The 19238-nt window shown below is 69.3% G+C and carries 19 protein-coding genes; 7 read left to right on the top strand and 12 right to left on the bottom strand.

The window, feature by feature from the left end; translation table 11 throughout:
• Nucleotide 1: 1 nt before the first annotated feature.
• The 4 genes from ACYVD1_RS04810 to ACYVD1_RS04795 are packed head-to-tail and all read right to left on the bottom strand — an operon-like array spanning nucleotide 2 to nucleotide 4572.
• Entirely contained in the window at nucleotides 2-1009 is a 1008-nt protein-coding gene (locus ACYVD1_RS04810; RefSeq protein ID WP_460768295.1) for a DUF5914 domain-containing protein, read from the bottom strand.
• 37 nt (nucleotides 1010-1046) lie between these two features.
• Nucleotides 1047-2000 (bottom strand): phytoene/squalene synthase family protein, encoded by a 954-nt coding sequence (locus ACYVD1_RS04805; RefSeq protein ID WP_460768293.1) that lies wholly within the window; start codon nucleotides 1998-2000, stop codon nucleotides 1047-1049.
• Complete coding sequence (gene crtI / locus ACYVD1_RS04800) at nucleotides 1997-3490, bottom strand: phytoene desaturase family protein (RefSeq protein WP_460768291.1); 1494 nt, start codon at nucleotides 3488-3490, stop codon at nucleotides 1997-1999. Before crtI ends, ACYVD1_RS04805 begins: the two co-directional genes overlap by 4 nt.
• A 26-nt stretch (nucleotides 3491-3516) precedes the next feature.
• Nucleotides 3517-4572 carry a polyprenyl synthetase family protein gene (locus ACYVD1_RS04795; RefSeq protein WP_460768289.1) on the bottom strand — a complete coding sequence of 352 codons (1056 nt, stop codon included), beginning with the start codon at nucleotides 4570-4572 and terminating at the stop codon, nucleotides 3517-3519.
• A 228-nt stretch (nucleotides 4573-4800) separates the two neighbouring features.
• Here ACYVD1_RS04795 and ACYVD1_RS04790 point away from each other — a divergent pair, with 228 nt between their 5' ends.
• The 3 genes from ACYVD1_RS04790 (at nucleotide 4801) to ACYVD1_RS04780 (ending at nucleotide 7650) form a co-directional block, all read left to right on the top strand.
• Nucleotides 4801-5310, top strand: coding sequence for a MarR family winged helix-turn-helix transcriptional regulator (locus ACYVD1_RS04790; protein ID WP_460768287.1), 510 nt, complete (start codon nucleotides 4801-4803; stop codon nucleotides 5308-5310).
• A gap of 257 nt (nucleotides 5311-5567) precedes the next feature.
• A complete protein-coding gene (locus ACYVD1_RS04785) occupies nucleotides 5568-7139 on the top strand; it encodes a BCCT family transporter (protein WP_460768283.1) in 1572 nt (523 codons plus the stop codon).
• 43 nt (nucleotides 7140-7182) lie between these two features.
• Nucleotides 7183-7650: an Hsp20/alpha crystallin family protein gene (locus ACYVD1_RS04780; protein WP_460768281.1), complete on the top strand. Its 468-nt coding sequence runs from the start codon at nucleotides 7183-7185 to the stop codon at nucleotides 7648-7650.
• A 106-nt stretch (nucleotides 7651-7756) separates the two neighbouring features.
• On the opposite strand, the gene ACYVD1_RS04775 is transcribed toward ACYVD1_RS04780, so the two are convergent.
• The 4 genes from ACYVD1_RS04775 to ACYVD1_RS04760 all read right to left on the bottom strand — a co-directional run bounded on the left by ACYVD1_RS04775 (nucleotide 7757) and on the right by ACYVD1_RS04760 (nucleotide 13278).
• Nucleotides 7757-9091 carry a M16 family metallopeptidase gene (locus ACYVD1_RS04775; RefSeq protein ID WP_460768278.1) on the bottom strand — a complete coding sequence of 445 codons (1335 nt, stop codon included), beginning with the start codon at nucleotides 9089-9091 and terminating at the stop codon, nucleotides 7757-7759.
• A 112-nt stretch (nucleotides 9092-9203) separates the two neighbouring features.
• A complete protein-coding gene (locus ACYVD1_RS04770) occupies nucleotides 9204-11513 on the bottom strand; it encodes a polyribonucleotide nucleotidyltransferase (RefSeq protein ID WP_460768275.1) in 2310 nt (769 codons plus the stop codon).
• Nucleotides 11514-11812: 299 nt separating this feature from the next.
• On the bottom strand, nucleotides 11813-12082 hold the full coding sequence (rpsO, locus tag ACYVD1_RS04765) for a 30S ribosomal protein S15 (RefSeq protein ID WP_460750078.1): 270 nt from the start codon (nucleotides 12080-12082) through the stop codon (nucleotides 11813-11815).
• A gap of 251 nt (nucleotides 12083-12333) precedes the next feature.
• Nucleotides 12334-13278 (bottom strand): bifunctional riboflavin kinase/FAD synthetase, encoded by a 945-nt coding sequence (locus ACYVD1_RS04760; protein ID WP_460768273.1) that lies wholly within the window; start codon nucleotides 13276-13278, stop codon nucleotides 12334-12336.
• A gap of 167 nt (nucleotides 13279-13445) precedes the next feature.
• On the opposite strand from ACYVD1_RS04760, the gene ACYVD1_RS04755 reads away from it, so the two are divergent.
• From ACYVD1_RS04755 to ACYVD1_RS04740, 4 genes are all read left to right on the top strand, one after another.
• Complete coding sequence (locus ACYVD1_RS04755; RefSeq protein WP_460768269.1) at nucleotides 13446-14306, top strand: alpha/beta fold hydrolase; 861 nt, start codon at nucleotides 13446-13448, stop codon at nucleotides 14304-14306.
• Nucleotides 14307-14472: 166 nt separating this feature from the next.
• Nucleotides 14473-14763, top strand: a complete 291-nt coding sequence (locus ACYVD1_RS04750; protein ID WP_460768265.1) for a hypothetical protein — start codon at nucleotides 14473-14475, stop codon at nucleotides 14761-14763.
• Nucleotides 14760-15173: a PIN domain-containing protein gene (locus ACYVD1_RS04745; RefSeq protein WP_460768263.1), complete on the top strand. Its 414-nt coding sequence runs from the start codon at nucleotides 14760-14762 to the stop codon at nucleotides 15171-15173. Before ACYVD1_RS04750 ends, ACYVD1_RS04745 begins: the two co-directional genes overlap by 4 nt.
• Before the next feature lie 45 nt (nucleotides 15174-15218).
• Nucleotides 15219-15350: a hypothetical protein gene (locus ACYVD1_RS04740; RefSeq protein WP_460768260.1), complete on the top strand. Its 132-nt coding sequence runs from the start codon at nucleotides 15219-15221 to the stop codon at nucleotides 15348-15350.
• A 73-nt stretch (nucleotides 15351-15423) separates the two neighbouring features.
• On the opposite strand, the gene truB is transcribed toward ACYVD1_RS04740, so the two are convergent.
• The 4 genes from truB to infB form a co-directional block, all read right to left on the bottom strand.
• A complete protein-coding gene (gene truB / locus ACYVD1_RS04735) occupies nucleotides 15424-16311 on the bottom strand; it encodes a tRNA pseudouridine(55) synthase TruB (protein WP_460768257.1) in 888 nt (295 codons plus the stop codon).
• A gap of 66 nt (nucleotides 16312-16377) precedes the next feature.
• Nucleotides 16378-16818: a 30S ribosome-binding factor RbfA gene (gene rbfA / locus ACYVD1_RS04730; RefSeq protein WP_460750045.1), complete on the bottom strand. Its 441-nt coding sequence runs from the start codon at nucleotides 16816-16818 to the stop codon at nucleotides 16378-16380.
• Nucleotides 16819-16820: 2 nt separating this feature from the next.
• Nucleotides 16821-17117 (bottom strand): DUF503 domain-containing protein, encoded by a 297-nt coding sequence (locus tag ACYVD1_RS04725; protein WP_460768255.1) that lies wholly within the window; start codon nucleotides 17115-17117, stop codon nucleotides 16821-16823.
• Between the two features lie 90 nt (nucleotides 17118-17207).
• A partial coding sequence (gene infB, locus ACYVD1_RS04720; RefSeq protein WP_460768253.1) for a translation initiation factor IF-2 occupies nucleotides 17208-19238 on the bottom strand: 2031 nt, incomplete at its 5' end.

Genomic DNA, 19238 nt, shown 5'->3' with positions numbered 1-19238 from the left:
GTCAGCCCGGCCAGCGGCCGGAGGCACGCAGGAGGTAACGCCGTTCGGCGTAGGCGAGGTCGTCCTTCCACAGGCGGCGCGCCACCATCCGCATGGCCGGTCGGACCGCACCGGCCGCGCGGCGGGCCAGCGCGAAGCCGGTGCGCTCGGACGTGGCGACCGTGGCCTCGATCACCGCCGTACGCGGCACGCCCCCGCGGTCGACACCGAGCGGGGTCGCGTGGGTCTCGACCACGCTGCCCGACCCTTCGCCCTCGACGATGCGCATGACCACCGTGCGGGGCTCGGGGCAGGTGAACTCGGCGCGCACCGGTACGCCCCACCGGCCCGCGACCTTGAAGCCCACGTCCACCACCATCCGGTCCCGCACCGGGTCGGCGCCCTCCGGAACCTCGGTCACCCGCAGCCCCGCGAACGAGTAGGGGTGGAACCACGACCCGTGCCACGGGTCGAGCCGGTTGGCCACCACGTCCTCGGGTTCGCACCGCCCCGCCAGGCTCTCCACGGCCGTGATGCTCCCGGCCGTCTCCGGGCGGCGCGGGACGACAGGCGCGTCCAAGGGCTCCTCTCCCCCGGCCTCGTCCAGGCGGACCCACACGAGCACGCCGTCATCGTGCACCGGGTACGGGCTCCACCCCGGAAAACCGCCCGAGCCCAGCGACAGTCCGTGCCAGCGGCACACCAGGCGCCCCTCGGCCACCGCGCCCCGGCACAGCGGCGCTCCCAGGTGGGGGCAGGCCCCGGGGCCCGCGTGCGCTGTGCCGTCCGGGGTACGCCAGGCGACCAGCTCCGTTCCGGCCACCACACGACCGAAGGGGCGGTCATGGCGCACCTCCGCGCTGGCCGCCAGCACGAACCAGTTCCCGGAGGGGCGGGCGAGCGCTCGCTTGAGCGCCGCTCCGATGACCGGCGGCGAGGCCTCCCGCCAGGTCGGTTCCTGGCGCGACCAAGTGCTCTTGGGCATGCGGCGCAGTGGCAGGCGGCGGGGTTCGGGGTCGGGCAGCGGCATGGGGCCTCCTCGCCTCGGTACCGGGTGGGGATCCGGCTCAACCAGCTCTCGGACGCGGCACCGTCCGCGCCCACAGCGAACGGGCCAGGGCGGGAACCGCCGCGGCCAGCTTCCGGCTGTCGGAGACCCGGTGCCGGACACTCCACACGTCGAAGTCGGCCGCGCTGATCTCGTCCAGGATCGCGCGGTAGAGGCGGAAGGCGGTGGCGACACACGGGCGGGCGACCGGTGCGAGCATCGCCACGCCCGGTTCGGCCTCCCGGTAGAACCCTTGGTTGACGCCGACCAGCTCGGCGACGGCACGGCGAGTCCTCGGGTCCGGGGTACGGGTGCGCGCGCAGTGCTCCAGGAGCTCGCGGTCCACCCGGTGCTCGGCCAGGACGTCCTCCGGCAGGTAGACGCGGCCGCGGCGCAGGTCCTCGGACACGTCGCGGAGGAAGTTGGTGAGTTGGAAGGCCTCCCCGAGCGCCGCGGCGTGCGGTTCGGCCTCCTCCCTGGGAGCGGAGGTACCCAGCACCGGCAGGACCTGGAGCCCGATCACCGCGGCCGAGCCGTACATGTACTCGCGCAGGTGGGCGAGGTCCGGGTAGGCGTGCACGTCGAGGTCCATGCGCATGGACGCCATGAAGGCGGTGAAGTACTCCTCCGGCAGCTCGTACCGCTCCACTGTGTGCGCCAGCGCCCGCAGGACCGGCTCGTCCGGATGCCCGCCCCGGAACACGCGGCGGAGGCCGGCGTCGATCTCGGCGAGCCGCGCCCGCTGGTCCTCCACACCGGTGTCCGGTGCCGGTTCGTCGACGATGTCGTCCACCCAGCGGGCGAACCCGTACAGGGCGTGGATGCCGGGGCGGCGGCCGGGCGGCAGGACCCGGGTCGCGGTGTAGTAGGTGCGGCCGTGGCGGGCGTGCAGGGCCCGGCAGCGGAGGTAGTCGCCGCGCAGGCGCTCCGGTTCGATGCCCGCCGCGTCGAGTTCGCCGGTCCCGGTACTCATCGTGGGCCCCGTGCTTCGGTCCGGGCCACGACGCGCGCGGCCGCCAGCTTTCCCGAGAGCAGGACCGTCGGCAGGCCCACGCCCGGTGTCGTTCCGCAGCCCGCCAGGACCGCGTTCGCGGTGCCCGGAACGGTGTTGCGCGGCCGGAAGGGCCCGGTCTGCGCGAAGGTGTGCGCCAAGGAGAAGGGTGTACCGCGCGCCATGCCCTGTCTGGCCCAGTCGGCCGGGGTGACCAAGCGCTCCGCGCGCACGGACGCGTCCAGTCCGGTCATGCCCCTGGATTCCAGGGTGGCCACCATGTGGTCGCGGTAGCGCGGGCCCTCCCGGTCCCAGTCGACGGCCGCGGCGGCCAGGTTGGGCGCCGGGGCCAGGACGTAGAGGAGGTGGCGGCCGTCCGGTGCCAGGGAGGGGTCGCTGGCGGTGGGCTGGGTGACCAGGAGCGACGGATCACTCATGGTCCGGCCCTCGTCGATGATCTCGGTGAAGGTGCGCTCCCACTGGCCGCCGAAGGAGATGGTGTGGTGGGAGAGCTGGTCCCAGGTGCGGTCGGTGCCCAGGTGGAGAACCACCGCCGAGGGCGAGAACCGGTGCGGGACCGGACGCCGGGAGCGGTGGCCGAGCAGCCGGTGGGCGGCGGGCAGGTCGGTGGTCAGCACCACCTGGTCGCAGGGCAGGCGCTCCTCCCGGTCGGTGACCACGGCGGTGACGCGGTCGCCGCTCCGTTCCAGTGCGCGCACCGACTCCCCGAAGCGCAGGACCGCACCGGCCTTGGCCGCGGCGCCCGCCATGGCCTCGCCGACCGTCCTCATCCCGCCCTTGGGGAAGTAGACGCCAGCGACGGTGTCCATGTAGGCGATGACCGCGTAGGCGGCGAGCGCCCGGTCCGGAGCGACCCCGGCGTAGAGGGACTGGAAGGAGAAGATCCGGCGCAGGCGCTCGTCCTTGAGGTGCCTGCCCACGGCGGGGGCCAAGCGGCCGAACCCGCCCATCGCGGCCAACCTCAACAGGTCGGTACCGAGCAGGTCCAGCGGGGAGTCGAACTGGGCGTCGATGAACGATCGCATCTCCACGTCGTACAGCCGGGTCAGCCACTCGCGCAGCCGCAGGTAGCCCACCGCCTCCCGGGTTCCGGCCGCGCGGGCCACTTCCGCGGCCATCCGCGTCCGGTCCGTGTGGACGTCGATCGTGGACCCGTCGGCGAAGGCCGCACGGTAGGCGGGCGCCAACGGGAGTAGTTCTAGGCGGTCGCGGACGGACTCGCCGACCGCGGCGAACGCCTCGTCGAGGAGTTCGGGCATGGTGAGCACGGTCGGCCCGGTGTCCACCTTGAAGCCGTCCATGTCCATGCGGCCGGCGCGGCCGCCGGGGTGGTCGTCCCGTTCGACCACCACCACGTCGCGCCCGGCGCCCAGCAGGTGCAGTGCACAGGAGAGCCCGGACAGTCCGGCTCCCACGACGACCACGGGGTCTCGTCCGTTTCGCCGAGCCATGTTCTCGGCTCCTCTCGGTGTCAGGTTCACGTACGCGCCGCCGTCTCGGCGAAGTACCGCAGGCCCTCGGCGACGGTGGGTTCCAGGTCGAGAGGGCCGAGGCGGGAGAGCCCGCGTTCGGCGAGTTCGCGACAGCGCTGGTGCACCATGTCCCGAGCGCCTACCCGTTCGAGGGCGCGTGCGGCGCCCGTGGCGTCCACCAGTTCCGGCGGGCCGCCGACGCGGCGCAGCAGCGCCAGCGCCGCGCGGTCACCGCTTTCCTCGGCGAGCCGCAGACCGGTGGCCAGGAGCAGGGTGTTCTTGCCCTCGCGCAGGTCCTCCCCGGTCTCCTTCCCGGTACGGGCGGGGTCTCCGTAGACGTCCGCGAGGTCGTCCCTCAGTTGGAAGGCCACACCAACGTCGGCGCCGTACCCCCGCAGGGCCTCGGCCGTCGTGTCTGCAGCACCGGCCATGGCGCACCCGAGGTGGAGCGGTCGCTCGACCGTATAGGTGGCGGTCTTGAGCAGGTCGATGCGGACCGCGCCCTCCTCGGAGCGATCACCCCGCACCTGTGCCCGGAGGTCGAGGAACTGCCCGGTCATGACCTCGGTGCGCATGTCCCGCCACACCGCGTGCGCGGCGGGCCGGGTGGCGAGCCCTTCCAGTGACTCGTGGAGCAGGTCGTCGGCCCAGGCCATGGCGAGGTCGCCGACCAGGATCGCCATGGACTCCCCGTAGCGGCGCGCGTCCCCGTGGAACCCGCTGTCCCGGTGTTCCGCGGTGTGCGCGGCGTGGAAGGACGGCTTGCCGCGGCGTATCGGAGTAGCGTCCATAACATCGTCGTGGGCGAGGGCGAAGGTCTGGAGCACCTCGATGGCCGAACAGGCGCGCAGTGCGGCCAGTGCGTCGGAGCCGCTGTCGGCTCCGCCCCCGGCGAGCCACCCCCACCACGCCAGGACCGAACGCAGCCGCTTCCCGCCCTCCAAGGTGAAGGCCGCGAGCTGCTCGCCGAGTGAGACGGCGAAGTCCTGGTCCAGTTTGTCCGCCTGGGTGACCCTGCGCTCGAGGTACTCGAACAGCTGGGCGCCCACCTCTGCACGCACGCCTTCTACGTCAGTCGGGAACGGTTTTTCATGCGGTTGCACTGGAGAGACCGAGATGGCTACCTCCCGACCGGTGTCCGTTCTCACCATAAATACCTCGAAATCCGTGCTTCTAGTAAAAGAAACTATTTCACGGAGCACACCTCCGGGGCCAACCGACACGTGGGGCGACACCTAGACTCGGGAGAAGTGATCGGAGGGCCCGTTCACGGAGCGGTAGGGAGATCCATGGACACCGTGCCCAGTACGGAGACCCCTGGGAAAGCGGCCGGGGAAGGCCACGGGCACCGATCGCGCGAGGAGCTCTACATGGCGCTCCAGACCGACGGCCAGCAGCTAGCTGTGCGCCTGGTGCGCCTACTGCATCGGATGGCGGACCGCTCCGGGATGAACCCGACCGACTTCCAGTGCTACACACTGCTACGCGTGGCCGGGTCCCTGACCCCGGGAGAGATCGCGGACAGCCTCTGCCTGTCCACCGGGTCCGTGACCGGCGTGGTCGACCGGATGGAGTCCCACGGCCTGGTCGAACGCGCACCGCATCCGCTGGACCGGCGCAAGGTCGCCGTTCGTCTGGCCGAGGGTGCGGACGGCAGGATCGGGCCCACCGCTCCCGGGATGGGGGAGGCGATGACCGCCCTGCACTCCGACTACTCGATGGAGGACCTGGAGTTGATCGTGGGCTGGCTGGACCGCATCGGCATGACGTTGGACACCCTCATCGAACGCCGGGGCTGAGTCCTCTCTCCGACGGGATCCAACCCCGGAACCGGACCTCACCCACTGCGGCCGACACGACACCCCTTGTCGGCAGTACTCCATGATGGGGCGGCCGCTTTACTGCTGGCCACGGAGCCTCTACGATCCCACGAGACATGTTCACGGCCGGCAGCAGGAACCGGCGATCCAACCCCCGTCCGCCAATCCGTCGGGGCTGGGAAGGAGTTACCATCTCATCCCTGCAGGAGTTCATAAGAGAACGCACCAATCCCCCGGTGTTCTTCACCTCCGGCTTGGTGATCGTCGCCTTCGTGATTCTGGGCGTCGCCTTCACCGATCCGCTGCTCGAGGCCGCCCAAGGCACACGTGACTGGATCGGCGAGACACTCGGCTGGTTCTACGTCCTGGCGACCACGTTCTTCCTGGGCACCGCGATCTTCCTACTGCTGAGCAGGTTCGGGAGTCTACGGTTGGGTCCAGACGACTCCAGGCCCGAGTTCAGCACCATGGCCTGGTTCGCGATGCTCTTCACCACCGGCATGGGTATCGGCCTGGTGTTCTGGGGCGTCGCCGAACCGGTCAACCACCTACACGCTCCCCGTGACGGTGCCCTCGCCACCCCCGAGGGTGAGTCGCCCGCCGTCGAGGGGGCAAGCGAGGCGCTGGCCGCGAGCTTCTTCCACTGGAGCTTCCACCCCTGGGCGATCTACATCGCGGTGGGACTGTCCCTGGGCTACTTCGCCTACCGCAAGGGCCTGCCGCTGCGCCCCGCTTCGGCGCTCTACCCGCTGCTGGGCGAGCGCGCCTTCGGCTGGCCCGGCAACCTGGTCGACATCATCGCCGTGTTCGGCACCATCTTCGGTCTGGCGACCTCGCTGGGCCTGGGCACCCTGCAGATCAACAGCGGTCTCGGCCAGGTGTTCGGAATCCCCAACAACTCGGTGACCCAGTCGGTCATCATCATCGGCATCACGTCGATCGCACTGGTCAGCGTGTTGTCCGGGATCGACAAGGGCCTGCGCAGGCTTTCGGTGCTCAACCTGTGGCTGGCGTTCCTCCTTCTGGTGTTCGTCTTCGCGGTCGGGCCCAAGCTGTGGATGATCAGCGGTATGACCTCGGGTGCCGGGGACTACCTGGCCAACCTGATCCCGTGGAGCCTGTCCTTCCCGAGTCCGCTGGCCGACGAACAGGCCGCGGGCTTCACCACCGCGTGGAGCGTCTTCTACTGGGGCTGGTGGATCTCCTGGGCGCCGTTCGTGGGAATCTTCCTGGCACGGATCTCCTACGGGCGCACCATCCGCGAGTTCATCATGGGCGCGCTGTTCGCCCCCGTCGTCGTGTCGATCCTGTGGTTCGGCGTGTTCGGCGGCTCGGGTCTGTTCTACGAGCTGTTCGGTGACGGCGGATTCCAGGACGGCGACGAGGCGCAGGCCGCCTTCCACCTGTTGGAGGCGCTGCCCATCGCCCCGGCCGTCGCGGTCATCGCTTCGATCCTGCTGATCCTCGTCGTGGCGATCTTCTTCGTCACCTCGGCGGACTCCGGATCCATCGTCGTCGACATGCTCACCAACGGCGGCAGCACCAAGGCGCTGAAGCTCCAGCGCGGCTTCTGGGCAGCCAGCCTGGGGGCGGTGACACTCGTTCTGCTTGTGCTTGGCGGAGAGCAGGCACTCGATGCTCTCCAGGCCGCATCCGTCGTCACCGGCCTGCCGTTCGCGGTCATCCTGATCTTCATGCTGTGGGGTCTGTTCAGGGCCTTCAGCAACGAACCCAAGCCGGGGGCGCCCAAGACGACCCGGGCAGAGGACCAGCGACCGCCCGAACGACGACCCGTCCGACGCACTTAGCTCCACGGACCACTGACAGCACGCGCAAGTAGGGAGGCGGCCGATGGCGCCGAAGAGGTTCAGCAACCCCTTCCACGGGGTCGTCGACATGATCACCGAGATGAACCGCATCTCCGACACCATGTCGACGATAGAGACCAGCCAGGCAGGCGAGCGCGAACGCGGTTACGCCGACGCGTGGAGCCCGCCAACGGACATCCTCGCCCGAGGCAAGGACCTGGTGGTCCGCTGCGAGGTCCCGGGGGTGCAGGAGGAGGACGTGTCCGTCACCTTCAGCCACTCGGTCCTCACCATCACCGGTGAGCGCCAGCGGGACGAGGTCGACGTCGTCTACTACTCCTCGGAGCGGTTCATGGGCACCTTCCGCAGGGAGATCAGCCTGCCCGAAGGGGTGGACGAGAACGACATACAGGCCAGCTTCGACGAGGGTCTGCTGGTCGTGACGGTGCACGGTGCCGCGCACGCCACCGGACCCGCGCAGATCGCCGTCCGCAGGCGCAAGCGCAAGTAACACAGGTACCAATAGGGAACCCCGCCGGAGCACGCTCCGGCGGGGTTCTTCTCGTCCGGAGCCTGAGACGGCCCCGGGCCGGGGTCCAGCGTCCCCGGAGCGGGCTCTAGAAGACGCGGTCGGTCTCGTACGGACCGATCACGGCCAGGGCGCGCGGGCGGCCCAGCATCTCCTCCGCGACCGCGGCCACGTCGCCGGCGGTGACGGCGTCGAAGCGTGCCAGGTCCTCGTCGATGGAGAAGTGGCGCGGCTGGGTGAGCTCGTGGGCGAGCAGGCGGCCCATACGGGCGTTGGTGCCCTCGCTGCCGAGCACCATCGCCCCCTGGATCTGGCCCTTCGCGCGGGCCAGCTCCTCGGCGGTGATACCGGAGGCTGCCACCTTGGCCAGTTCCTCACGGCAGACACCGATGACCTCGTCGGCCTTCTCCGGCAGGCACCCGGCGTAGATCTGGAAGGTCCCGGTGTCGGCGTAGGCCGTGTGGTAGGCGTGCACCGCGTAGGCCAGCCCGCGCTTCTCCCGCACCTCCTGGAAGAGACGGGACGACATACCGCCGCCCAGGGCGGCGCTGAGGAGCCTCAGGGCGTGCCAGCGCGGGTCGGTGCGGGTGAGGCCCTCCGAACCCAGGATGATGTGCGCCTGCTCCGTCTCACGCGACTGCACGACCTGGCCGCCGTACGTGGGCACCGGCTCCCGGAACCCGCGGGGCCCGACCGGGCGGGCGTCGCCCGCCGCCGCCAGGTGGCCGGAGAACATCTCCCGCACCTGCTCGACGACCTTGTCGTGCTCCAGGCTCCCCGCCGCCGTGACGACGAGCTCTGAGGGCACGTAGGCGTCCCGGTACTGCTCGGCGATGCGCTCGCGCGGCAGCGCCTTGATGGTGTCGATGGTCCCGAGGATGGGGCGGCCCAGCGGGGTGTCACCGAAGAAGTGCTCCGCGAAGACGTCGTCCACCAGGTCGGCGGGCTCGTCCTCGTACATGGCGATCTCCTCGAGGATCACGCCGCGCTCGGTCTCCACCTCGTCCGCGTCGAGTACGGAGTTGGCGACCATGTCGCCCACCACGTCCACCGCGAGGGGCAGGTCCCGGTCGAGGACCTTCGCGTAGTAGCAGGTGTGTTCCTTGCTGGTGTAGGCGTTGTGGTCCGCCCCCACACCGTCCAGCAGCGCGGAGATCTGCATCGGGGTGCGGGTCTTGGTCCCTTTGAAGAGCAGGTGCTCCAGGAAGTGCGCCGAACCCGCGTGCGCGGAGTCCTCGTCGCGGGACCCGGTGGCGGCGGAGATCCCGAACGCCGCTGAACGGCCCCCGGGGATGTTCTCGGTGACCACCCGCAGACCGCCGGGCAGTACCGTCCGGCGCACCAGACCGGAGCCCCCGTCGGGCTCCAGCAGCGTCGCGGTCGTACCCGGCTCCTGCTCGGCGGCGGTGGGGACAGAACTCATGAATCCTTCTTCTTCGCGTCGGGGTGTCCAGGAGAGCATACGGGGGCGAACGACGGCGGGGCGGCCGCATCGTGAAGACGCGACCGCCCCGTACCGGGCTCAGGCCTGAGGATCAGGTGTTCTCGGAACGCCCGCCCGAGTTGCGGCGACGGCGGCGGCGCGGGGCGCCCTCGCCCTTGTCATCGCCGTTGCCGTTGCCGGAGTCCTCGTCCGAAGCCTCGTCGGCGTCGGCCTTGGGCGCCGGGGCGGCCTCGGACTCGACGACCTCGACGGGGACCAGGGAGAGCTTCCCGCGGTCGTCGATCTCGCGGATCTCGACCTGGATCTTCTCGCCGATGCCGATGACGTCGTCGAGGTTCTCGATCCGCTGGCCGCCGTGCAGCTTGCGGATCTGCGAGATGTGCAGCAGACCGTCCTTGCCGGGCAGCAGCGAGACGAACGCGCCGAAGGCGGTCGTCTTCACGACGGTGCCCAGGTAGCGGTCGCCCACCTCGGGCATGGTCGGGTTGGCGATCTGGTTGATCGTGTCCCGGGCGGCCTCGGCGGAGGGCCCGTCGGTGGCACCGATGTAGATGGTGCCGTCGTCCTCGATCGAGATGTCCGCGCCGGTGTCGTCCTGGATCGAGTTGATCATCTTGCCCTTCGGGCCGATGACCTCGCCGATCTTCTCGGTGGGCACCCGGACGGTGAGGATGCGCGGAGCGTGCGGGCTCATCTCGGCCGGACGCTCGATGGCCTCCTGCATGACGTCGAGGATCGCCAGGCGGGCGCCGCGGGCCTGCTGCAGGGCCAGGGCCAGCTGCTCGGCGGGGATGCCGTCGAGCTTGGTGTCCAGCTGCAGGGCCGTGATCAGCTCACGGGTACCGGCGACCTTGAAGTCCATGTCACCGAAGGCGTCCTCGGCACCGAGGATGTCGGTCAGCGTGACGAACTGGTCGCCCTCGCTGATCAGACCCATCGCGATACCGGAGACCATCTCCTTCAGCGGCACACCGGCCGCCATCAGGGACATGGTCGAGGCGCAGACCGAACCCATCGAGGTGGAGCCGTTGGACCCGAGGGCCTCGGACACCTGGCGGATGGCGTACGGGAACTCCTCGCGGGCGGGCAGAACCGGCAGCAGGGCCCGCTCGGCCAGGGCGCCGTGCCCGATCTCGCGCCGCTTGGGCGAGCCCACCCGGCCGGTCTCACCGGTGGAGTAGGGCGGGAAGTTGTAGTTGTGCATGTAGCGCTTGGTCTTGTCCGGGTTGAGCGTGTCAACCGTCTGCTCCATGCGCAACATGTTCAACGTGGTCACACCCATGATCTGGGTCTCGCCACGCTCGAAGAGCGCCGAACCGTGCACCCGCGGCAGAATGCCGACCTCGGCGCTCAGCTGACGGATGTCCTTGGGGCCGCGGCCGTCGATGCGGACCTGGTCGCGCAGGACGCGCTCGCGCATGAGCTGCTTGCTCAGGGTCCGGAAGGAGGCGCTGACCTCCTTCTCGCGGCCCTCGAAGTCCTCGGCCAGCTTCTCGGTGACGGAGGCCTTGATCTTGTCGAGCTCGCCCTCGCGCTCCTGCTTGTCGGCGATGGTGAGCGCCTTGGAGAGCTCCTCGCGCACGGCGCCCTCGACGGCGGCGTAGGCGTCTTCCTCGTAGTCGAGGAAGATCGGGAACTCGCCCTCTTCGCGGCTGGCCTGGTCGGCGACGGCCTGCTGGGCCTTGCACAGCACCTTGATGAAGGGCTTGGCGGCCTCGATGCCCTCGGCGATGGTCTGCTCGTTGGGGCCGACGGCCCCCTCGGCGACCAGCTTCAGGGTGTGGACGGTGGACTCCGCCTCGACCATCATGATCGCGACGTCGCCGTCGTCCAGGACACGGCCGGCGACGACCATGTCGAAGGTGGCGTTCTCCAGCTCGCTGTGGGTCGGGAAGCCGACCCACTGGCCGTCGATGAGCGCGACGCGGACACCGCCGAGCGGGCCGGAGAAGGGCAGCCCGGCGACCTGCGTGGACATCGAGGCCGCGTTGATGGCGACGACGTCGTACAGGTGCTCCGGGTGCAGCGACAGGATCGTCTCGACGACCTGGATCTCGTTGCGCAGGCCCTTCTTGAAGGAGGGGCGCAGCGGACGGTCGATCAGGCGGCAGGTGAGGATGGCGTCCTCGGAAGGACGGCCCTCACGCCGGAAGAAGGAGCCGGGGATGCGGCCGGCGGCGTACATCCGCTCCTCGACGTCCACCGTCAGGGGGAAGAAGTCGAGGTTCTCCTTGGGGCGCTTCGAGGCGGTGGTGGCCGACAGGACGACGGTCTCGTCGTCCAGGAAGACCGTGGCCGAACCGGCGGCCTGGCGCGCCAGGCGACCGGTCTCGAAGCGGATGTTGCGGGTACCGAACTTGCCGTTGTCGATGACGGCTTCGGCTGAGTAAACGCCCTCCATGGGCGACCTCCTACTACACGTATTCGGGTTCGACGCGCCGGACACAGCTGTGCCGAAGGCGCGGCGCATTCTTACTCCCGCGTCGTGCCCCGGAGTTGATGACGGCCGGTCATCGATCGAAGCCCACGGCACCGCCCGTACTGGTACGGGCGGTATTCCGGAGACCACTACCGAGGACCGACCCCGTGGACCGGGGAAGCGGCGCGGGTGGTGCGCGGGTGACGTCCGGTGTCGGACTCCACTCCGGTTACACCTTACTAACAAAGAGGGAGCGGCCGAAGCCACTCCCTCCGATCAACCTAGCGGCGCAGACCCAGGCGCTCGATCAGCGAGCGGTAGCGGGTGATGTCCTGCTTGGCGACGTACTTGAGCAGACGGCGGCGGCGGCCGACCATCAGGAGCAGGCCACGACGGCTGTGGTGGTCGTGCTTGTGGTCCTTCAGGTGCTCGGTGAGCTCCGTGATCCGGTGCGTCAGCAGCGCGACCTGGACCTCGGGGGAGCCGGTGTCACCCTCCGAGTTGCCGTACTCGGCGATGATCTTTTCCTTGGTGGCGGTGTCGATCGACACGGCGCTCCTTCACATGAGAGTCGGTACGCAGGGCGAACCCCGGTACATGACAGGGTTCAGACGCGGTGACCGCGCGTACGAACAGTCACCGTCGCGTGTGGCGTGCGCGGCCCGCCGCCGATGGCGTGGGTGCACCGCGCTCCCGCAGGATCCGCGCACCGAGGGGCGCGGCCGACAGCGGGCACACGTGGACAGACCAACCCTACCGCAAACCGGGAGGTGGCACGCCTGTGTACAGGGTGACGGCGGACTCAGACGCCCAGGGTGTCCCGGCAGCGGTCGACGTCGCGGCGCATCGCCACGATGAGCTCGTCGATACTGTCGAACCGCTCCTGCCCGCGGATACGCGCGGTGAAGTCCACGGCCATGCGCAGCCCGTAGAGCTCCAGGTCGTCGCGGTCCAAGGCGTAGGCCTCGACCGTTCGCTCCGCGCCGTCGAACGTTGGGTTGGTGCCCACCGAGATGGCCGCGGGCCACTTGGTCTCGTGCCCCTCCGGCCGGTCCAGCCGGCTCAGCCAACCGGCGTAGACCCCGTCGCCCGGAACGGCCGTGTCCGGGGCCAGGTCCATGTTGGCCGTGGGGAAGCCCAGGAGTTCGCGCCCGCGGGCCGCACCGTGCACGATCTCGCCGGCCACGCGGTGCGGGCGGCCCAGCAGGCCGGCGGCGGTCGCCACGTCGCCGCCCTCGAGGAGGGCGCGGACCCGGGTGGAGGTAATGGTGTCCCCTTCGACGACGAGGCGCACCCCGTCCGCCGTGAAGTCGTACTTCTCCCCCAGCTCGGCCAGGGCGGCGACGTTCCCGGCCGCGCGGTGGCCGAAGCGGAAGTCCTCACCGACCACCACTGCCGCGGTGTGGAGGCGGTCGACCAGCACCCGCTGGGCGAACTCCTCGGCGCTGAGCGAGGACAGTTCCTTGGTGAAGGGCAGGACGCACACGGCGTCTGCCTCGTACGAACCCAGTAGCTCGATGCGCCACTCGACCTGGGTCAGGACCGGGGGTGTGGCCCCGCGCAGCACACTCTGCGGGTGGGGATCGAAGGTGACCACCACCACCGGGAGCCCCAGTTCGCGCCCGCGGGCCACCGCGGTGGCGAGGATGGCCTGATGTCCGCGGTGCACACCGTCGAAGACACCGACCGCCACCACGGACCGCCCCCAGTCGGCGGGAATGTCCTCCAGCCCGTCCCATCGCCGCACGTTCGGCTCCCCTTGTTCGTGGTCGTGATATTCGTCCGCCTCAAGCCTGCCACGTCGGAGACCGCGCATCCGACACGCACCCGGTGTGGCCCACCGCACTCGGCCACCGCTCTGCCGTAGGCAAAGAAGGGTTGGCGTTGCGTGGACACCCGGTTTACCGTGCCCGGATGGCGATGATCGACACCGGTACGACGAGGCTGGCCTACGACGAGTCCGGGACCGGGCCCGCGATCGTTTTCGTGCACGCGGGTGTGGCCGACCGCCGGATGTGGGACCACCAGTTCGCGGAGTTCTCCAAGGACCACCGGGTGGTGCGCTACGACTGGCGCGGCTACGGGGACTCGGCCGACCACGAGGGCGGTGTCCGCCACCACGAGGACCTGCTGGCACTGATGGACGCGCTGGACATCGGCGAGGCGGCCCTGGTCGGCGCGTCCTACGGCGGCGCCTACGCGGTCGATGCGGCCTTGCAGGCCCCCGAGCGGGTCAACCGCCTGGCGCTGGTGTGCCCGGGGATGTCGGGGCACGTGTGGCCGGAGGCTTTCGTACGGGCCGGCCAGGAGATGGCGCTGTCCGCCGTGGCGCAGGATCGCTTGGCCGCCTACCAAGCGGGGAACGCGACACCCGACCAGGCCGACGTGGCGGCCATGGCCGAGGCGCAGGCCCGGTTCATGGTGCTGGGCCCGGGGCGCCTCGACGAGGAGATGCCCGCCGAAACCTGGGACCTGTCGCTGCTGATGCTCCGCGAGATGTACACGCGCCGCTGGGCGAGCCCGGCCAACCACACCGAGTGGCCCGAACACCCGGCGGCGGACCGCCTGGCCGAGATCGGCGTCCCCACCCTCGTGGTCAAGGGCCTGTCCGAGGTCCCCCAGGTCCAGGAGGTCGCCGACCGCTACGCGAAGGGCATTCGGGGGTCCCGGCTGCTGGAGATGCCCGACACCGGCCACCTCCCGTCCATCGAGCGCCCCGGCGAACTCACCGCCGCCCTGTCCGAGTTCCTCAAGGAACCTCCCCGGCACCCTTGACGTGCAGGTACGACCTTGAGGTTGCTGAACTTCCGCAAGGTCCGCACACAGCCGGTGACATCCCGCTAACTTCACCCATGTGAGCAGTACACAGACATCAGAGCTCGAAGAAGTGACCTTCCAGCCACCTCCGCATAATGGTGGCATGCCAGGTAGCATAAGTGTCATGAGTGGTAACACCAAGAAGTACTCAGTCACGCTGCCCGAGGACCTCGCCGAGGACGCGCGCGACCGTAGCGGTGGATCCGGCCTTTCCGCCTACGTCACCAACGCGGTCAGACGCCAGCTACAGCGCGACCAGCTAGCTGAGCTGGTCGAGGCGATGGAGGCAGAGAACGGGCCTGTTAGTGACAAGCGGATGAGCGAGATTCGCGACGAGATGCACCAAGCGCTGTTGGCGCAGGGCGTCATCCCACCGGACCCCGCTCGGGAACGAAAAGAGAACGAGGCCGCGTGAACGCCACCCCCCGTACACCGGCCAGGTCCCTGGTACTGGACAGCGAGGGTCTCGCCGGGGCGGTCCGGAGAGACCGCCTGATCAGCGAGTGGATCGCCACCGCTCATCGAAATGACATGACTGTTTCGACCAGCGCGGCCACGCTCGTGGAGGTGGTGCATCCCAAGATCAAGCGCCCCGCGTTGGAGTGGACACTCTCCCGGATCGTCGTGGAACCGGTCACCGACCAAGTTGCACGAACGGCGTGTGCCCTGCTCTCCGGGGCCGGTCAGCATGGGCACAAGCACGCGATCGACGCCATGCTGTGCGCAACCGCGCTCAACGCTGAGGCCCCCGCCGTCATCCTGACATCTGATCCAGACGACCTTCGGGCCCTGTGCGCGGGTAGAGCCGCGATCATCAAGTTATGACGCCGCTACGCATATGGGGTGTCATCAGCGGAGGTGTTGTTGAGAGTGGATGAGAAGAAGCTTGAGGAGCTGGCCGAGTACTACGACACCCGTGACATCAGTGCGGAGATCGCGACCGCCGACCTGAAGAAGTGGGAAGAGCCCACAGAACCAGACGCTGACAAGCTGGACCAGTAGCCACCGGTCATCTCCAGTGTGGTCAGGAAGGCGGTTGAACTGGCCTCGCGCCGCACACCCCGGCCCCCAGGGCTCAGGCCGGGGCGAAGACCACTACGGGTTTCATGTGGCCGGGGCGGTTCTCGCCCAAGGCCACCACGGTCCCGTCCGGGGCGAAGAGGCCGATCGGCCCCTCTCCGAGCGAGCTCGCCCCGATGCGGTTGCCGTGCCGGATGGCGCGGGTCTCGTCCTCGTCCATGGTGCGCACCGGAAAGGCCACCGCGACGGCCTGGGCCAGCGGGACCTGGGTGAACTCCTCGGCGAGCTGGTCGAGGGTACGCGCCTGCGACAGGTCGTAGGGGCCCACCCGGGTGCGGCGCAGCGCGGTGAGGTGGCCGCCCACCGCCAGATCCTCACCCATGTCACGGGCGAGCGAGCGGATGTAGGTACCGCTGGTACAGCTGATGACCGCGTCCACGTCCACGAAGGCACCCTCGGGGTCCGGGGTGCGGCGGATGCCGGTCACCTCGAACCCGGTGACGGTGACCTCGCGGGACTTCAGCGCCACTTCCTTGCCCTCACGGGCCGACTTATAGGCCCGCTTGCCATCCACCTTGATCGCGCTGACCTGCGGCGGGACCTGCTGGATGGGGCCGGTGAGCTTGGCGACGGCCGCGTGGACGTCCTCGTCGGACACCCCGGAGGCGTCCGCTCGGGTACCGGGCTCGCCCTCGGCGTCGTCGGTGTTGGTCACCAGGCCGAGCCGGATCGTGGCCTCGTAGGTCTTCTCCGTCAGGGTCAGGTGACCGAGCAGCTTGGTGCCCTTCTCGATCCCCAGGACCAGGACCCCGGTGGCCATCGGGTCCAAGGTGCCCGCGTGCCCCACGCGTCGGGTGCGCGCCAGACCCCTGGTCTTGGCGACCACGTCGTGTGACGTCCAGTCGGCGGGCTTGTCGACGACCAGGACACCGCTCTCGGCCATGGGACTCCTCAGGGATGTGGAAAGGGAAGGGTGGCGGTGCTGGTCGCACCGCCACCCGAAGGGGTGTTACTGGTCTTCGTCCTCGACCTCGCGGGGGACCTTGTACGGGTCCGCCTCACCCGCGGGCTCGGCTCCGGTGGCCCGCTGGGCCACTTCCTCGTCGGACTTGCGCGCGTCGACCAGCAGCTTCTCGATGTGCTGGGCGTTCTCCTGGACCTCATCGATGATGAAGGTCAGGCTCGGGGTGTGCCGGATACCGGTCTGCCGACCGACCTCCGTTCGGATCACACCCTTGGCGCTCTCCAAGGCGGCCGAGCTGGCCGCCTTCTCCTCCTCGGAACCGAACACCGTGTAGTACACCTTCGCGTCCCGAAGGTCCGCGGTGATGCGGGCGTCGGTCACGGTGACGAATCCCAGGCGCGGATCCTTGATACGCCGGTCCAGCATCTCAGCGACGATCCGCTGGATACGGTCCGCGATCTTGCGCGCGCGTGCGGCGTCAACCATCGTCAGTCTTCCTCTTCGTTGAAGAGCCGCTGCCTGGCGGAGAGCAGCTCCAGTTCGGGACGGCCCGCGACGAAACGCTCGCAGGTGTCCATCAGGTCCCGTGCGTGGGCGGCGGTCGGCGCGACCACCGCCACACCGATCTTCGCCCGACGGTAGAGGTCGTGATCCCCGACCTCCGAGACCGACACCGAGAACTTCCGGCGCAGTTCGGCGATGACGGGCCGGACCATCGAACGCTTCTGTTTGAGCGAGTGGACGTCTCCGAGGAGGACGTCCAGAGTCAGCGCCCCAACGTACAAGTGATCACCTGTGGTGTTGTGTGAGCCGTCAAAGGCGGGGCCCCGGACACGCTCGTCCGGGGCCCCAGGTGGATCAGTCCGCGCGACTAGCTAGTCGCGGGGCTTCTCCCGCATCTCGTAGGTCTCGATGACGTCCTCGACCCGGATGTCGTTGTATCCGACGCCGATACCGCACTCGAAGCCGTCGCGGACCTCGGTCGCGTCGTCCTTGAAACGGCGCAGCGAGTCGACGTTGAGGTTCTCCGAGATAACCCGGCCCTCGCGGATGAGACGCGCCTTGCTGTTGCGGCGGATGATCCCGTCGCGGACGATCGAACCGGCGATGTTGCCGATCTTCGGCACCTTGAAGACCTCGCGGATCTCGGCGCTGCCGAGCTGGACCTCCTCGTAGATGGGCTTGAGGAGACCCTTGACGGCGGCTTCGACCTCGTCGATGGCCTGGTAGATGACCGAGTAGTACCGGATGTCGACGCCCATGCGGTCGGCCAGCTGGCTGTTCTTGCCCTCGGGCCGAACGTTGAAGCCGACGATGATCGCCTCGGCGGACGACGCCAGGTTGATGTCGTTCTGCGTGATCGCACCGACACCGCGGCCGATGATCCGGATGCTGACTTCCTCGCCACCGGCATCGATCTTGAGCAGCGACTCCTCGAGCGCCTCGACCGAACCGGACATGTCGCCCTTGATGAGGAGGAGCAGCTCGGAGCGCTCGCCCTCCTTGATGGCGGACTGCCAGTTGTCGAGGGTGACCCGGCGGGCCGACTTCGCCTGCTGCGCGAAACGCTCGCGCGCCTCACGCTGGTTGGCGATCTGACGGGCCACACGGTCGTCCTTGACGACCAGGAAGCTGTCACCGGCGCTGGGCACGTTGGTCAGACCCAGTACCTGGACCGGACGGGACGGCTCGGCGCTCTGGACGTTCTCGCCGTGCTCGTCGAGCATGGCGCGGACGCGTCCGTAGGCGTCGCCGCAGACGATGGAGTCCCCGACGTGGAGCGTGCCGCGCTGGACCAGCACCGTGGCCATGGAACCGCGACCGCGGTCCAGGTAAGCCTCGATGGCCAGACCCTGCGCCGACATGTCCGGGTTGGCCTGGAGGTCCAAGGCCGCGTCGGAGGTCAGCACGATCGACTCCAGGAGCGAGTCGATGTTGTCGCCGCGGAGAGCGGAGATGTCCACGAACTGGACGTCGCCACCGAACTCCTCGGCCACCAGGCCGTACTCGGTCATCTGGGCACGCACCCGCTGCGTGTCGGCGCCCTCGACGTCGATCTTGTTGACCGCTACGACGATCGGGACTTCGGCCGCCTTGGCGTGGTCGATGGCTTCGGCCGTCTGCGGCTTCACGCCGTCGTCGGCCGCCACGACCAGAACCGCGACGTCGGTGACCTTCGCACCACGGGCACGCATGGCGGTGAACGCCTCGTGACCGGGGGTGTCGATGAAGGTGATCCTGCGCTCTTCGTCGTCCACCTCGGTCGCGACCTGGTACGCACCGATGTGCTGGGTGATCCCGCCGGCCTCGCCGCTGACGACGTTGGCCTTGCGGATGGTGTCCAGCAGTCGGGTCTTACCGTGGTCGACGTGACCCATGACGGTGACCACCGGCGGGCGCGGACGGAGGTCGGCGTCGCCGCCCTCGTTCTCGCCGAACTCGATGGAGAAGGACTCCAGGAGCTCGCGGTCCTCGTCCTCGGGGCTGACGACCTCGACCCTGTAGGTGAGCTCCTCGCCGAGCAGCTGCAGCGTCTCGTCGGGCAGCGACTGGGTCGCGGTGACCATCTCACCCAGGTGCATCATGACCTGGACGAGCGACGCCGGGTTGACGTCGATCTTGTCGCCGAAGTCCGACAGCGAGGCACCACGCGACAGACGGATCGTCTGGTTGTTGCCGCTGGGGATCTTCACGCCGCCGAAGGACGGGGCCTGGAGATCGTTGAACTCCTGACGCCGCTGCTTCTTGGACTTGCGGGCGCGTCCGGGACGACCACCGGGACGGCCGAACGCACCGGCCGTTCCGCCACCGCGGCCACGGCCACCGCCGGGACGGCCACCGAAACCACCGGGACGACCGACGCCACCGGGGCGCGGACCCGCACCAGCGGGAGCGCCGCCACGGCC

This window comes from Nocardiopsis nanhaiensis, from assembly GCF_054778635.1.
The sequence above is the reverse complement of the archived record's forward strand: the minus strand, read 5'-3'. Positions and strand labels throughout refer to the sequence as shown.

Bases quoted from the DNA above. Each gene is read 5' to 3' on its own strand.
- ACYVD1_RS04810 (WP_460768295.1), bottom strand. From the start codon at position 1,009: ATGCCGCTGCCCGACCCCGAACCCCGCCGCCTGCCACTGCGCCGCATG.
- ACYVD1_RS04805 (WP_460768293.1), bottom strand. From the start codon at position 2,000: ATGAGTACCGGGACCGGCGAACTCGACGCGGCGGGCATCGAACCGGAG.
- crtI (WP_460768291.1), bottom strand. From the start codon at position 3,490: ATGGCTCGGCGAAACGGACGAGACCCCGTGGTCGTCGTGGGAGCCGGA.
- ACYVD1_RS04790 (WP_460768287.1), top strand. From the start codon at position 4,801: ATGGACACCGTGCCCAGTACGGAGACCCCTGGGAAAGCGGCCGGGGAA.
- ACYVD1_RS04780 (WP_460768281.1), top strand. From the start codon at position 7,183: ATGGCGCCGAAGAGGTTCAGCAACCCCTTCCACGGGGTCGTCGACATG.
- ACYVD1_RS04775 (WP_460768278.1), bottom strand. From the start codon at position 9,091: ATGAGTTCTGTCCCCACCGCCGCCGAGCAGGAGCCGGGTACGACCGCG.
- ACYVD1_RS04770 (WP_460768275.1), bottom strand. From the start codon at position 11,513: ATGGAGGGCGTTTACTCAGCCGAAGCCGTCATCGACAACGGCAAGTTC.
- ACYVD1_RS04755 (WP_460768269.1), top strand. From the start codon at position 13,446: ATGGCGATGATCGACACCGGTACGACGAGGCTGGCCTACGACGAGTCC.
- ACYVD1_RS04750 (WP_460768265.1), top strand. From the start codon at position 14,473: ATGAGTGGTAACACCAAGAAGTACTCAGTCACGCTGCCCGAGGACCTC.
- truB (WP_460768257.1), bottom strand. From the start codon at position 16,311: ATGGCCGAGAGCGGTGTCCTGGTCGTCGACAAGCCCGCCGACTGGACG.
- rbfA (WP_460750045.1), bottom strand. From the start codon at position 16,818: ATGGTTGACGCCGCACGCGCGCGCAAGATCGCGGACCGTATCCAGCGG.